This window comes from Phyllobacterium sp. CCNWLW183 (assembly GCF_037203775.1).
In the GTDB taxonomy this organism is placed as follows: Bacteria; Pseudomonadota; Alphaproteobacteria; order Rhizobiales; family Rhizobiaceae; genus Phyllobacterium; species Phyllobacterium ifriqiyense.
On sequence record NZ_JBBCBN010000008.1, the window covers coordinates 230,196 to 243,790 of the forward strand.

Annotated in this window: 13 protein-coding genes and 1 pseudogene; 4 read left to right on the forward strand and 10 right to left on the reverse strand. The window is 55.3% G+C overall.

The window, feature by feature from the left end:
- Positions 1–222 precede the first annotated feature (222 nt).
- On the forward strand, positions 223–669 hold the full coding sequence (locus tag V9K95_RS18825; protein WP_336441609.1) for a hypothetical protein: 447 nt from the start codon (positions 223–225) through the stop codon (positions 667–669).
- 226 nt (positions 670–895) lie between these two features.
- On the opposite strand, the gene V9K95_RS18830 is transcribed toward V9K95_RS18825, so the two are convergent.
- From V9K95_RS18830 to V9K95_RS18840, 3 genes are all read right to left on the reverse strand, one after another.
- The gene (locus V9K95_RS18830) at positions 896–1,738 is read right to left on the reverse strand and encodes a DUF3313 domain-containing protein (protein WP_336441808.1); all 843 of its coding nucleotides are present in this window, start codon (positions 1,736–1,738) and stop codon (positions 896–898) included.
- Positions 1,739–1,909: 171 nt separating this feature from the next.
- Positions 1,910–3,247 carry a sensor histidine kinase gene (locus V9K95_RS18835; RefSeq protein WP_336441608.1) on the reverse strand — a complete coding sequence of 446 codons (1,338 nt, stop codon included), beginning with the start codon at positions 3,245–3,247 and terminating at the stop codon, positions 1,910–1,912.
- A complete protein-coding gene (locus tag V9K95_RS18840) occupies positions 3,244–3,918 on the reverse strand; it encodes a response regulator transcription factor (RefSeq protein WP_336441607.1) in 675 nt (224 codons plus the stop codon). Before V9K95_RS18840 ends, V9K95_RS18835 begins: the two co-directional genes overlap by 4 nt.
- A gap of 116 nt (positions 3,919–4,034) precedes the next feature.
- Here V9K95_RS18840 and V9K95_RS18845 point away from each other — a divergent pair, with 116 nt between their 5' ends.
- Positions 4,035–4,214: a hypothetical protein gene (locus V9K95_RS18845; RefSeq protein WP_336441606.1), complete on the forward strand. Its 180-nt coding sequence runs from the start codon at positions 4,035–4,037 to the stop codon at positions 4,212–4,214.
- Positions 4,215–4,519: 305 nt separating this feature from the next.
- Here the strand turns inward: V9K95_RS18845 and V9K95_RS18850 are convergent.
- Both V9K95_RS18850 and V9K95_RS18855 read right to left on the reverse strand, forming a co-directional pair.
- A pseudogene (locus tag V9K95_RS18850) lies at positions 4,520–4,679 on the reverse strand (ATP-binding protein); the annotation flags it as partial.
- A 2-nt stretch (positions 4,680–4,681) separates the two neighbouring features.
- Positions 4,682–5,686 carry a zinc-dependent alcohol dehydrogenase family protein gene (locus V9K95_RS18855; protein WP_336441807.1) on the reverse strand — a complete coding sequence of 335 codons (1,005 nt, stop codon included), beginning with the start codon at positions 5,684–5,686 and terminating at the stop codon, positions 4,682–4,684.
- 323 nt (positions 5,687–6,009) lie between these two features.
- Between V9K95_RS18855 and V9K95_RS18860 the strand changes: the two genes are divergently transcribed.
- The gene (locus V9K95_RS18860) at positions 6,010–6,909 is read left to right on the forward strand and encodes an AraC family transcriptional regulator (RefSeq protein WP_336441605.1); all 900 of its coding nucleotides are present in this window, start codon (positions 6,010–6,012) and stop codon (positions 6,907–6,909) included.
- A gap of 381 nt (positions 6,910–7,290) precedes the next feature.
- Here V9K95_RS18860 and V9K95_RS18865 read toward each other — a convergent pair whose 3' ends face one another.
- The 3 genes from V9K95_RS18865 to V9K95_RS18875 all read right to left on the reverse strand — a co-directional run bounded on the left by V9K95_RS18865 (position 7,291) and on the right by V9K95_RS18875 (position 10,126).
- Entirely contained in the window at positions 7,291–8,451 is a 1,161-nt protein-coding gene (locus V9K95_RS18865; protein WP_336441604.1) for an amidohydrolase, read from the reverse strand.
- 2 nt (positions 8,452–8,453) lie between these two features.
- Positions 8,454–9,092: a GntR family transcriptional regulator gene (locus V9K95_RS18870; RefSeq protein WP_336441603.1), complete on the reverse strand. Its 639-nt coding sequence runs from the start codon at positions 9,090–9,092 to the stop codon at positions 8,454–8,456.
- A gap of 203 nt (positions 9,093–9,295) precedes the next feature.
- On the reverse strand, positions 9,296–10,126 hold the full coding sequence (locus V9K95_RS18875) for a helix-turn-helix transcriptional regulator (protein WP_336441806.1): 831 nt from the start codon (positions 10,124–10,126) through the stop codon (positions 9,296–9,298).
- A 95-nt stretch (positions 10,127–10,221) separates the two neighbouring features.
- On the opposite strand from V9K95_RS18875, the gene V9K95_RS18880 reads away from it, so the two are divergent.
- Positions 10,222–11,106, forward strand: coding sequence for an SDR family oxidoreductase (locus tag V9K95_RS18880; RefSeq protein WP_336441602.1), 885 nt, complete (start codon positions 10,222–10,224; stop codon positions 11,104–11,106).
- A 135-nt stretch (positions 11,107–11,241) separates the two neighbouring features.
- On the opposite strand, the gene V9K95_RS18885 is transcribed toward V9K95_RS18880, so the two are convergent.
- Entirely contained in the window at positions 11,242–12,114 is an 873-nt protein-coding gene (locus V9K95_RS18885) for a DUF3313 domain-containing protein (protein ID WP_336441601.1), read from the reverse strand.
- 89 nt (positions 12,115–12,203) lie between these two features.
- Positions 12,204–13,532 (reverse strand): MFS transporter, encoded by a 1,329-nt coding sequence (locus V9K95_RS18890; protein WP_336441600.1) that lies wholly within the window; start codon positions 13,530–13,532, stop codon positions 12,204–12,206.
- Positions 13,533–13,595 lie beyond the last annotated feature (63 nt).

Genomic DNA, 13,595 nt, shown 5'->3' on the forward strand with positions numbered 1-13,595 from the left:
CGCGTCATCATGCGCACGCCAGCATCATTGTATGCAACAAGGCGGCAAGAACAGACCATGGTTGGATTCGAAAGTCGGTTTGGACCACTATGGTTCTGCGGCGAGCACAGGTCACCCAGAGGCGGGGGATCTGCCTTGTCGTCAGTCCCTCCACGGGATAATAGCCTACAGCTGCTCGTCCTTTTGTCCGGGGTAACGGCCAAGATTTGCATTGAGCCTTGCATGGCCGGTGTTGATGCTAAGCGTCCGGTAGGGCTTGCCCTTCTGGCTTGCTTTTTCCCAGATTCCGCCGATCTCGATGCGACGGCCGCGTGGTGTCACCCCGAAGACGCGAAAGATCGGAGATGCTTAAGATGGGATAACTGCACCGGGATTCTGTCACTCTACCTGCGCCTTGCGCAGAATTTGCGTTGGTCTCTTTTCGTTGCAGGTTTCAACGCTTCGCCATCCATAAACATTCTGAATGGTCTAGTTGAGGGCGTGGAAAGTACTTCAGGTGTCGAACGCAACGTTACAATAGTCATAGGCAAGCTAGTGCAAAACGGTCCATTTGGGATGGACCAAACCAAAGTGGATCAAGTGTTTCAGTTTGGTTTGGTCCAAAATCAAGCTGTGTCCATTGACAACCTTACTGCTGCTGTCGACCCAGCCAGGTTTGGCTGGAGCTGATCTTAATAACCTGGACGAGTAGAAAGTGCAGCAGCTGCGTTAACTCGGTTTGACCCGAATGCATGATACTTTTTTGGATTAACTCTTTCACGGGAATGTCCCGCCATGATGGAGCGGAGTGACACGAGGTAGAGGCATGGCGCGTAAACCATGCCCGAGTTGGAACGGCGCTATCCATTGGCCGTCAGAACCCACGTAAATTGCTGAGAAGTTGGATAAACTGATCTTATAGAGTTCCCAATGGCTTCGGTTTTTTGTCGGTCCATTGGGGCGGAAGTCCATATTTACCTGCTACAGCGCCGAGCACCCCGGGCGCTCGGCCGAAGGTTTCACACGCTGCATATTTCGGTTTTCCGCCAAACCAGGATTTTACCCTTTGTCTCGAGGGAATCGGAATGTTCAGCATTTTGGGCTCCTTGCCAGTGATCAACATTCTCGAAAAGTCACTCGCAAACTTCGTTGCCTGACTGTATGCGTCACCCACCTCCGAGTAACGGGGTTTGTCCTGAATGAAGTTTGCCCCGCGACCCCACATCATCGCTGCCCGTTGCTCATTGGTGTTATCGACGGCCTCAGCCTCAACAGCGAGACCGCCGAGACCGAATGGTATGCGGGGTATGCCAACAAGCGGTATATTGTCGGGCAGTGCAAAACCGCCACCGACGCTGACGACTGTCGCAGCGCCTGCCACTGTCTTGTTGGTGGGCACAATATCGGTAACGACTGAGCGGACTGTCAAATCTGCCTGTTGATCGGAGACGACCATTTGGTATCTGTCGCTGAGGGCCACGCACAGCGCCCGGTCAAGCACGTTGGTAACGAGATCGCGGTCGACCTCGGATTTTATCTTGGCTGCAGCGTTGAAAGTAAAGCTTGTCGGGATTATCCTGACCGTCTTCACCTGTGCCAGTTGCTGGCCGTCGACGTAAAGTCTCCGCTTCTTACCAAGCTTGCCCTTCGAGGGGCCGAGATTGCTGTAGGAGGTTAGCGTCCCGCTCTCGTTTAGAGGCATTGATGTGCATCCCGTAAAAACTAGCGCCGCCATCAAAACCAGAAAAATGGAAAGCATCTCCTTCGGAGGATTGCCAAAGAAACGGCGATAAAGATCGTAAGAATCGTGCATATTTGCTTGCTCCAACTTTGAATTCATTGTGAAAGTCGGAGCGAAGGATTGCCGAAGTATTACAACGAGATTTTATGTGGAGAAACTTGTAGAGCCAAGGCATGGCGGACCCTGTTGCTAAAGCTGAACAGTCACAGTGGTGCCCTGTGAGCTACTCTTCAGGCTGATGTGGCCTCCATGGTTTGCAACGATCTTCTTAGTAAGGCTTAAACCAAGTCCCGCGCCCTGGCTTTTGGGGACAACACGGTAAAATGGTTCGAAAACAAGTTCCTGATGGTCGGCCGGGATACCGGGACCTTCGTCTTTCACCGTAATCTCGCCTCCCGAGGATACTGTAACTAAGATTTCGCCCTTGCCATCACAATGATCAATTGCGTTGCGCACCAGGTTGCCAATCGCCCTCGCCAAAGCAGCAGCGCTACCAGTTCGCGTAAGGCTTTCGACTTCACGGTGAAATGAAATCTGATAGCCCCCAGCGATCGCCAATGGGGCGATGTCTGCGACTACTGTTTGTGCAATTTCAACGAGGTCTAAAGTATTTTGTAGGTCCAGAGTTTGGTCGTTGCGTTCGAAATCCAAAAGTTGTTCGGCGGTGTCGGCCAGACGCGCGACATCGTCCAACATTCGAGTGCGTGCCTGGCCGTCTGGCATTCCGTCGATTCTTAGCTGCATGATCGCGATCGGTGTTCTGAGTTCATGAGCAGCGTCGATTAGGAATCGCTGGCGTTTTTTTGCCTCGCTTTCAAGACGTGCAAGGGTCCCGTTGAAAGCGGTAACCAGAGGAGCGACTTCCTTGGGTATGCCATCCAATGGAAGGCGGACTCCATGCTTGCGCGGATCGATTTGTGCTGCCCGTTCGGTGACGTCGCTGATCCGCGCGAGTGCGCGGCCCACTATCCGGGGAACGGCGAGGAAAAGAGCTGGGAGAGCGACCGCAAGCAGGGACAGATAGATGGGGTAGGCTCTGGCTAGTATCGCCATGACAGGTGAACCCTTGTCAGTTACCCCACCAAACATAAACCGAATCTCTCCTATTTCCGTTTCGATTCTATCAATCGTTGCCACTTCATCGGTCGTGGAAGCCCCCCGAATATCTGCTTCATCGAAAAGGTAAACCATTGTTGCAAGCTGCGAATATTCCGGTGGGATTGAGCCGTGAGAAACGGATGAACCGTCTCTGGTTGACGCTACATACCAAAGTGCTTGGTTCTGCTCCTTGAGTGCTGACATCTCCGGGATGCTATTTAATTTTAAGCGTCCGTGGATATCTCGTTCTACGGCTCCTGCAATCGCGGAACCTACTTTATTTTCCGTGGCAATGTTGGGTGACATGATCGTCGCTGCCCATACGCAAAGTCCCAAGATTACTATTGCGACAACAACGACAATCACCAAACTGAGTTGCCAACTCAACCTCCACCACAGAGAAGGACTCGATCTGACCGCGGAGTTCATTGTTCTTCCTTCAGGATATAACCTATGCCACGGATATTATGGATCGTTAAGCCGGCTCCGACATCTGACAGGCGCTTCCGCAGTCTTGAAATGTGCGCGTCGATTGCATTGGATTGAATTTCTTCTTCGTAGTTGTAAACCGCTTCTTCAAGCGTCGACCTTAGCACGGTCTTGTTCTTTCGCTTGGCGAGTGCGACGAGAATGAGGAGTTCCCGCCTTGGAATTTCGCATTTGGTCGCCCCGACATTTACATCGAAATTCAGCGGATCGATCATCATGTTTCCCGCGGTAATCTTTGGTTCTTTTAAGATAGCGGGCCGCCGAAGTACCGCACGCAGGCGCGCTATCAGTTCTTCAACGAGAAACGGTTTGCCGAGATAATCATCCGCCCCCATATCCAGACCCTCGACCCGTTCGAGCGGTTCATTACGCGCCGTCAGGACAATGATTGGAGTGTCCCGTCCTGCTCGCCTAAGATTTGGAACGAGTGTCAGCCCTTCACCGTCAGGCAAACGCCTGTCGAGAAGTATGGCGTCGTAGTCATTCTGAAGAGTCAATTCGAAAGCATCGGCGAGATTGGGTGTATGGTCGATAACAATTCCGTGCTTGGCAAGTGCTGTAGCCAGAGCCGCCGCCAATTGCTTTTCGTCTTCCACCAATAGAAGTCTCATGTGTCATCACCCTTGCGCCAACTGCGTTGTCCCCCCTAAGGATTGCAGAAGAATTACAGGTGAAGAAAGGCAACTTTGTAATACTCCTGCAATTGTCCGAACGAAGTATCTAAGCCATGGCAAAGCAAAAGTCGGATTTCATCGTCACGGAAAAATCCAGTCTGACAGTGATCATGGCGCTCAATTGGATTTACAGGTTTTTTGTTCAATTGCTTGTTTCGATGATCTTGCTGGCGGCTATTTTTGGCGGACAGATTGCCATCTTGATGATTATCGCTGACCGGCCTCCAATGTGATTGGACCCTTGTTAAGCCCGCCGGCTGATTGGCTGAACAGCTTCACACCTGAAGAATGGACTTGAAAAATCGCTGAACTGGGGTCGGTTCACAAGGAATTTCTAAGTCGATCTCCAAAGGTCATCAGCTTCGTCCAGCCGGAACAAGAAACCCTGCATCGCCCGAGCGCCAGGACCCGTCAACCTACAACAAAGTGCTGTCAAAACCGACAAAATAAATGAACCCACTTACATTCTGCATTTATAGACTGCTGCTTAGCGCGTGCTGTCGGTTGAGGGCCGTCGCGATGCCGGCCCCCTAGATCAACGCGTGCTCATCGCCGTCGTCATCTTCGCATCGCCCAAAACCGATGGCCACTTGCTGAAGCCAAGTTTGTCGCGACGATGATTGGCGTACGCTCGTAGTCCTCCTGATCAGATGGAATAGAAGCTGACCACCGACCTTCGCAGACGGCAGGTAACCAAGCCTCACCCGTCCACCTCAATCACAATCTTGCCAAAGTGGGAACCAACCTCCTCGTAACGGAACGCGTCTGCGAGTTCCTCAAGCCCAAATCTGCGATCAAGGACGGGCCGTATGGCGCGTTCGCTAAGGAAGTTCACGAGATCGGCCTGGTCCTGGCGGCTGCCATTGAGGCACCCCTGTAACCGGACCTGCTTGGCGAAGATCGGGATCATCGGCAGCTCGGCAGTCATGCCGCCTAGGATGCCAATCATCGAGATGTGGCCTCCAACTTTTATAGCCTCGATGGACTGAACCAACGTCGCTGGCCCGCCCACGTCAATTACATGATCAACCCCCTCGCCGCTCGTCCATTTATAGGCCAACCTACCCCACTCAGGCTGGGTTCGATAATTGATGGTATAATCGGCCCCGAGTTCGCGCAAACGAGTCAGCTTCTGGTCGGATGAAGACGTCGCGATTACCTTTGCACCGACGGCCTTTGCGATCTGTAGTGCATAGATCGACACGCCTCCGGAACCTTGGACGAGAATGGTCTGACCGGACTTCAGTAGACCATCCACCATCAGTGCGCGCCATGCTGTGACGCCCGCAGTTGGAATCGTTGCAGCTTCGGCGAAATTATAACCCTCGGGCGCGCGGGTGAACGCGCGTGCTGATGTGGTAAGGAAGTGGCGTGCGAACCCGTCTACGCCGTCGCCCGGCGTCTGGGAAAAGTCGCTCACCTGCGGCGGCCCAGATTGCCACTGCGGAAAGCAGCAGCCCACAACCGCGTCGCCTGGGGCGAACTCCATAACATGACTCCCCACGGCTTCAACGATACCTGCTCCGTCTGTCAGAAGGACTCGCCTGTCGGCTGTCGGCGACCGACCAACTGCCACCCCAAGGTCATGGAAGTTGAGACTACTCGCCCGAACTCGCACAGTAATCTCATCCGAAGCAGGGGGGAGCGGCGAAGCAACCTCAACGAGCTTTATCCGATCAAGGCCACCTGGAGCCTCAAGAACCATTGCTTTCACTACCAGACCTCTATCTGAAGACCGCCCGCAAACAACGGTACGATTGGTTTAAATATTGTCGTGAAAAGGCTTCAGCTGATACGCTTCTCACGCTGTACTTCGGGGACCATGCCATAAATCCGCACGACCGTTCACCGCTCTCAGTGTTTCGATGCGAACCGAAGATTCTCTGTCGAAAAGAGGCTCATGCGGCAGCGCAACATCCATGTCTTATGCACTCAAGAAATCCTCATATATACGCAGTTCCGCTCTATTCCTTGCCTGATCCGATCTCTCTACTTGCAGACCACATTGCGCTTTGCTAGTACCTACTCATGCAGAATTTGCTTGAACAGATCCGGGTCCGAGTCATCCGCCACGCAGATAAGACGAGTATGACTACTGCGATCCCTCGGGTCAGCGTTGCTATCGCGCGGAACAACAGTGGGCCGGATAATACGATTTGCGGCCCGGGCGTCTGCTTGGTGCTACAAGGAACAAAGCAATTGGTGCTCGGAGACGAGACACTACGGCAGGATGCCGGCTTCTCTTTGGCTACTCTTGTCGAACTCCCGGCGACACGGTGCCTCTTCGAGACGGAAAAACGCGCGCCTTATATCGCGGTGGGCCTGACACTAGACCGCAATACCTTCGCCGAAATGTTGGCGGACCTGTCGCCGATCTCTTCGCAGCGGACCGTTCCCTGCTTCAGCATCGCAAAGGACTCACGCCACTTACTGGAGGCATGGGATCGTCATTTGGAATTACTTGACACTCCCGGTGACATTCCGGCTTTGGCAGCAGTACGGGAGCGCGAACTGCTCTACCGATTATTACAGAGTCCGCACGGTTTGTTACTCTCGCAAATTGCTCGAGACGAGGGTAGGCTCGCACAAATGAGACAGGCAATAGACTGGATGCGCGTCCATTTCGATGAGCCATTTTCTGCAAAGTCGTTGGCCGATATCGCCGGAATGAGCATTCCGGCCTTCAACCGGCACTTCCGGACCGCCACATCGACCAGCCCGCTTCAATATCAAAAGATGCTCCGGCTACAGGCGGCACGTCACCTTTTGGCGAAAAACACAGATGCAACTCGCACCGCGTATGCTGTTGGCTACGAAAGCACCTCGCAATTCAACCGCGAATATGCGCGTCATTTCGGGATCCCGCCAAAGCGGGATGCTTTGAAACTCACCAAGGAACTTGGTGTCGAAGAAAAGATCATGATCTAGCCATTGCTGCTGGCAAATTTACTTCTGACATACGGCATAATCGACAGGCAACAATGACAGAAAGCAGCCGGATTTATCACATCAGGACTGCTGTCGCATCCACCCAGGCGACACGGCAGCCGATTCAGCGAGGCGTTCGCAGGGATTGGCGGTATCGAGCAGAAGGTCCGCCGCTTCTTGCCCTTTCCGACAGCTACGGATGCAACGACCGTAAGCTCTCTACGAAGACCTTGAACTTTAGACAAGAGCCCCATTTGCCACGCTTACTCTGGTTAGTTATGGGAAACTCCGCTGTGTTCGTTCGCTACCTCGTAATGACAGGTCGGTAATACAACAAAGCGTGGGCACAAAAGACCGCTTAGACAGCCTCTAACTGTTCGGTCACCCTTCGACAAGCGAGGCAAAGTAAGATGCACCAAAAGGCAGCGCATCGTCATTAAAATCGAACCACGCGCTATGAAGGATGCGGCCGTTGTCTTCGGGTCCATTGCCGATCCAGCCGTAGCATCCTGGCCGGTCCTCGAGCATGAAAGCAAAGTCCTCGACAATCATTGTCTGCGGCGGGTTTGTTTCGATCCTGTTGAACACCGCCGATCCCGCGATCTCTGCAGACCGGGTAGCAGCCTGCGAATTGATGAGCGTCGGATATTGCTGGACATAAGACACGTCGCACTGCGCGCCGGTTGACATGCCGATGCCTCCGACGATGCGGCGAACTGCCGACTCCGTTGCCGCGCGCGCGGCGGGAGAAAATGCCCGCACGGTGCCCCGGATTGTGATCTTGTTTGGCGAGACATTGTAGGCATCGCCACCGTGAATTTGCGTGGCGCTGACGACGATGGCGTCCAGAGGATCAGTGTTTCGCGCGGAAATCTGCTGGAGTGCGACAAGGATGTGCCCAGCCGTCAGGACGACGTCGGCTCCCTTGTGCGGCTGTGCCGCATGCATTCCAGTGGACGTCACCTCAATCTCGAAGGCATCACCCGACGCCATCATCGGCCCTGCCTTCACTGCGAAGGTTCCGACCTCCATTCCGGGCCAATTGTGCAACCCGTAAATTTCGTCGCAGCTGAAGGTTTCGAACAGCCCTTCACGGATCATTCGCGCGGCGCCGCCGTCCTCGCCTCCCATCTCCTCGGCAGGCTGGAAGATGAAAATCACGCGGCCTGAGAAATTCCGGGTCTCGGCCAGATAGCGAGCAGCGCCGAGCAGCATCGTTGTGTGCCCGTCATGACCGCAGGCATGCATGACTCCGCTGTTCAGGGATCGATGCGCGAAATCATTTCGCTCTTCAATTGCAAGCGCATCCATGTCAGCCCTAAGCCCGATGGAGCGCCCACCTTCGTGGTGCCCGTGAAGCACGCCGACAACGCCTGTTCCGCCCACGCCTTCGGTCACTTCGATCCCGTAGGAGCAAAGCTTTTGCGCGACAAAACTAGCCGTTTCATGTTCCTGGTAGGAAAGCTCGGGATTGGCATGAAGATGAAGCCGCCACTGGGTCATTTCATCGTGAAATTCGGCGATCCTGTTTTTGACGGGCATCTTTAATCTCTCCGGTTTCGTATGTCTTGATGGGCAAGTCTCAGATGCTTACTCAGCACTGAAAACGCACCGGCTTCGTCACCATTTCGACACGCCTGTAGCAGTTCGCGGTGTTCGGCTGCCGACTTTTCGGGACGGGCGACGATGGAACTCGCGATCACCTCGGCGAGCGCCGACGCCTTATTCAATTGCTCGATGGTCCGCAACAACGTCTGCCGGTTTGACGGACGGTAGAGCGCGCGGTGAAAGTCCCAGTTCAACTCCGAGAGTTTCGAAGGTTCTTCCTCCGCCTCTGCGGCGTCGAGCGCCATCTCAGCCTCGGCAAGATCAAGCTTCGTGAAATGCGAAAGGGCGGATTTGAGTGCCAGCGGTTCCAGCAGAAGCCGCATCTCGAACAGATCATCGACCATGCCCGCGTCGAGCTTTGCTACCCTCGCGCCCTTGTAGCCGATCGTTTCGACCAATCCATCTTCAGCAAGCGATTGAAGGGCGTGCCTTAGCGGTGTGCGACTGACGCTTAGCTGCTCGGACAGTGCTTCCTGCCGCAGCGCCTGGCCTGGCTGAAATGTGCCGTTCAGGATCAATGCCCTGATCTTGACGGCCGCCGATTCTGCTTGCGTCTCTTGTGTATCCAAAATCATGATTGTATCCAATATTGGCTTTGCGATACGTTGTCAACATCGGGATGAGCACCGCAGACGCCATAGCGGAGGCAGCGACGATTGACACAGAACATTGCGGCGGTACTTCCGCCGACAACGCATCGGTGGTGCGCGTGACCGGCCTTCGCCCGCGCGGTTGCAGAACTCTGGCGAACGTGTTCATTCGGCCAACCCGATCAAGATCAACAAGCGCTGGTAATCAGTGAACGAAATTGCTCCATAACCTCGGAGTTTGCCGGACTGTAGACCATCATGTTGAGATCGGACCGGCCTTCAACCAAAAAGGTAGAAAATTCCAGATCGATCGATCCGAGGACAGGGTGATGTAGGCGCTTGATGCCTTCGCGCGTGCTTGTGATCTCATTGTCGTCCCACATCGCCTTGAATTCCGGGCTGCTGGCGGAGAGTTCCTCGATCAGCTGCCGGATTTCCACACCCGCCCCGGCGCGCGCGGAGTCGGCGCGAAATGCGCCGACGACATAGCGAGCGACGGTGCGCCAGTCGTCCTGCGCGGCGCGCACTCGCTCGTCGGAGAACATCATGCGAAGAACGTTGCGTTTCTCCGTGGGCAGTTTGGCATAGTCCGTCAATATCACGGACGCGGCGTTGTTCCACGCCACCACATCCCATGTCGCCGTTCTGATGATGGCAGGGCTGAAGGGCATGGCGTCCAGTATGTGTTGCAGCCGAGGCGTGATGCCATCGTGCTGGCGGTAACGCGGCTCGGGGGGATGGCCGAAAGCGAGTATATGCAGATGATCACGCTCAGGCTCGGTAAGCATCAAGCCCCTTGCAATGCGATCGAGCACATGGGCGGACGGCGCCCCGCCCCGCCCCTGCTCCAGCCATGTGTACCAGGTCGGGCTTATATTGGTGAGCAGAGCGACTTCCTCGCGGCGCAAACCCGGCGTCCGGCGTCGTCCCGGCTGAAAGCCGAATGACGCCGGATCAAGGCGCATGCGCCGATCACGCAGGAATGTGCCGAGAGCATTGTCTGGGGTGCTGTCGCCCATGCGATCCTGTTGGTAATTATAATAGGATAAAGTCACTACTTTAACAGGACAATTTTCCATGAGATTACCCAGCGCGTCAATACAGGAGATTTCATATGCGTGTTTTTCTGACAGGTGCCTCCGGGTTCATCGGGTCCCGTGTCCTTCGCGAACTGCTGGCGGCTGGTCATGAGGTAATCGGCCTCACCCGTTCTGACTTCGGAGCGAAACAACTGGTAAATGCCGGCGCGTCCGCTTATTTCGGAACGCTGGAGGATCCCAAGGGCCTGGCGAAAGGAGCGGACAATTCCGACGCGGTCATCCACATGGCATTCGACCATGACTTCTCGAATTTTGTATCCAACTGCGAAAAGGATCGCCGCGTCATTGGGGCGCTCGGGTCCGTTCTGAAAGGATCGAACCGGCCGCTTCTTATCACTTCGGGCGTGGGCATCGGCGATCCGGGCAATGGCGAACCTGCTCGCAAGGATGTTTTCGACGCCCATCATTTCAATCCGCGCATAGCCTCGGAACTGGCGGGCCAGGAACAACTCGCGGCGGGCGTCAACCTCGGCGTCGTTCGACTTCCACAGGTGCACGACACCGTCAGGCAGGGCCTGATCACGCCCTATATCGACATGGCCCGCGAGAAGGGCGTCGTCGCCTATATCGACCAAGGCACCAACCGCTGGGCAGCTGGCCATGTCAATGATGTGGCGAGGCTCTACGTTCTTGGGCTCGATCGCGCGGAGCCTGGCGCCCGCTACCATGCTGTGTCCGAAGAGGGCGTTGCCGCGCGCGATATCGCTGAAACGGTCGCCACCGCACTTGGACTGCCCACCGCTTCACTCTCGAAAGAAGAAGCGGAAGCCCATTTCGGCTGGTTCGCCATGTTTGCTGCGGCGGACATAACGGCTTCGAGCGTACTCACCCGGCAGACACTGGGTTGGCAGCCTACGGGGCCAAGCTTGCTCAGCGACCTGAAAGAAATGGACTATTAGGCTATGTGGAGCTGAAGTCGAGAAGACCTGAAGGTTCGCCCCATTTCCCACACTCACGTCTTCCTGGGAGCCACAGGAGCATCCGCCCATCCCAGACTTTCAAGCGGCGGGACACACAACGCTCGGCGTGTGCTTTTATTGGCCCTCTGCCGGACGCTTTTTGTCAGTCCAGGACGGCGGCATCCCGACCTGAGAGGCTGCGAGGCCCATCAAACCGGGCGACCGGCCAAAATTCTCGCAAGCAGGGTATTTCGGCTTCCCACCAAGACCGGACTTGATTCTCTGCCGGGTCGGAATTTTGGGCAGCCCCTTGAAGGGAGTCTTGCCGGTAACGAGCATCTTGGAAAAGTCGCCTCCGAAGTTCGCGGCAAGCGAATAGGCGTCTCCAATCTGCGAGACGCGCGCACCGGTGGTCACGAAGTTCGCGCCTTTGGCCCACACCATCGCTCCCACTTGCTTGCCGTCCCTCGTCGTGGCTTCAGCCTCCACTGAGAGGCCTCCGAGACCTATGGGCAGCCTAGGAACGGGCACAGACGAAAAGACACTGGCTCCGAGCGACGTTGCTGTCGACAGACCGGCCATCGTGGCGTTGGTCGGCACAATGTTAGTGATGGTTGCGTGAACAACCAAGTCCGCATCCTCCTTCTTCTCTACCACCTCGAAGCCATCACTGACGCCGACGCACAGAGCACGGCTGATCACATTCGCCACGAGAGCTCGATCGGAAGGCTTCTTAATGGAACGCGCTGCTGCGCCCGACATCTTCGTGGGCTCGATGTAGATCGTTCTCGTGGCGACCAGATCGCCCGAAGAGACCTTATAATCTGCCTTGGTTAATCGTCCGTTGTTTGATGTGAAGCCATCGTAGGATGTCAGGGAATTCGCCTGTTCAAGCGGAACAGCTGCGCACGCTCCAACAATCGACAAAAGTGACAATGAAAGGAGCGTAGATGCAATCGGTCGATAGCACGGTTGGATGAATGTCAAGCCATGGCGGGAATGTGACATTTCGTTCTCCTGTTGGGTGGGGCAAGCTGACGCGATTTCGTCGTGCCGATCGCGCAATCAGCACGACCGATTTGAGCCACTCATGGGCCTCATCTTTCTTTTGGATCGGACATTGTCGGGAAAATAGAGAGCAGTCCGACTGCCGCGAAACCCGTCAATGCGAGCGTGCACATGATTACAGCCCAGCCGATGAAGTTTTGTTGTTGAATCAATAAGCCGCCCGCGATGGGCCCGACGATGTTGATGAGGGAAGCAAGTGATTGTGCCATACCCATCGCGACACCTTGGGAGCCGACGGGTACAATTAGGGTCAATGCGGCGATGAGTGTCGGCCTTGCCAACCCCAAGCCCGACGCAACCGTAACGACGCCGACTGCCAAGCCGGAGATCGTATTGCCGAAACCGATGAGGCCGAAGCCGACCGCGAGCAACGCGAACGAGGCTGCGGCAAGGGTTCGTTCGTGGAAAGTCGTTCGGATCGCGCGCATCACCACAACTTGAATCACGATGTTTGTCGCGCCGGCAGCGGTAAACAGGAACCCGATCTCGGCCGGACCAAACGGCTCGGCGTCCCACTGGTATCGGGCGTATAGCACAAGCGCGAGTTGCGAACTGAACAGGCTAAAAGCCAGGTACAAAATGGCAAGTGCCGTTAGAAGCCCCTTTACGTTCGGCAGGGCAATGAGATCCGCGATTTCACGAAGGAATCTTTTCAATGAAAACGGTACCACAGCGGTTGCGCTATCGTATGCTACTTGTTCGTCGCGCCGTGATTGAATTCTAGCCTGCTGTCCGGTTCTGAATACGCGGCTACATAACCGGGTGCCGAACCGAGCCCGATTATCCGCAGGAAGGAGAATAAAGGTCGCTACAATGCTGGCGAGGGAGAACGCCGCAGCAACGTAAAATGGTACTGCTAGGCCGACTGGCGCGAGTGCACCACCGAGGGCTGGACCGACCATGGTGCCCAGGCCCATTGCCCCGCTCACGAACCCCATCGCCTGTCGACGTGTTCCAGCTTCGCTCCTATCTGCGACGAACGCGATAGCGATAGCGATGTTACCCGCTGACAAGCCACCGAGGATACGGGCAGCGAAAACAACGAAGAGATTGGGAGCTAAAGCGAGCAAAAGGAAACTTGCGCAGGTGCCTATCTGACTAACCAAAAGCAACCGCTTGCGTCCCAATCTGTCAGAAGCGTTCCCCAGTATGGGCCCAGCAAAAAACTCGCAAATGGCAAAGCTTGCGAATAGAAAGCCGATCGTCAGGGGCGTCGCACCAAAATCCCGGGCGTAAAACGGTAGAAGGGGCAGGATAAGACCTGCGCCGGCGGTGTCTACGACAACGATCGCGAAAATCGGCAGGAGGGCGTTTCCACGCCGCTGTTGCGAACGCGACTTTCCAATTTCATCTGTCATCCCAAGCCTATTTTAATGTGCGTTATACACATATTTGGGAAAGGTGATCGCGTCAACCTAAAA

Coding starts and splice junctions, on each gene's coding strand:
- V9K95_RS18865 (WP_336441604.1), bottom strand. CDS start 8,451: ATGCCCGTCAAAAACAGGATCGCCGAATTTCACGATGAAATGACCCAG.
- V9K95_RS18860 (WP_336441605.1), top strand. CDS start 6,010: ATGCAGAATTTGCTTGAACAGATCCGGGTCCGAGTCATCCGCCACGCA.
- V9K95_RS18885 (WP_336441601.1), bottom strand. CDS start 12,114: ATGTCACATTCCCGCCATGGCTTGACATTCATCCAACCGTGCTATCGA.
- V9K95_RS18840 (WP_336441607.1), bottom strand. CDS start 3,918: ATGAGACTTCTATTGGTGGAAGACGAAAAGCAATTGGCGGCGGCTCTG.
- V9K95_RS18835 (WP_336441608.1), bottom strand. CDS start 3,247: ATGAACTCCGCGGTCAGATCGAGTCCTTCTCTGTGGTGGAGGTTGAGT.
- V9K95_RS18825 (WP_336441609.1), top strand. CDS start 223: ATGGCCGGTGTTGATGCTAAGCGTCCGGTAGGGCTTGCCCTTCTGGCT.
- V9K95_RS18845 (WP_336441606.1), top strand. CDS start 4,035: ATGGCAAAGCAAAAGTCGGATTTCATCGTCACGGAAAAATCCAGTCTG.
- V9K95_RS18855 (WP_336441807.1), bottom strand. CDS start 5,686: ATGGTTCTTGAGGCTCCAGGTGGCCTTGATCGGATAAAGCTCGTTGAG.
- V9K95_RS18870 (WP_336441603.1), bottom strand. CDS start 9,092: ATGATTTTGGATACACAAGAGACGCAAGCAGAATCGGCGGCCGTCAAG.
- V9K95_RS18875 (WP_336441806.1), bottom strand. CDS start 10,126: ATGGGCGACAGCACCCCAGACAATGCTCTCGGCACATTCCTGCGTGAT.
- V9K95_RS18880 (WP_336441602.1), top strand. CDS start 10,222: ATGCGTGTTTTTCTGACAGGTGCCTCCGGGTTCATCGGGTCCCGTGTC.
- V9K95_RS18890 (WP_336441600.1), bottom strand. CDS start 13,532: ATGACAGATGAAATTGGAAAGTCGCGTTCGCAACAGCGGCGTGGAAAC.
- V9K95_RS18830 (WP_336441808.1), bottom strand. CDS start 1,738: ATGCTTTCCATTTTTCTGGTTTTGATGGCGGCGCTAGTTTTTACGGGA.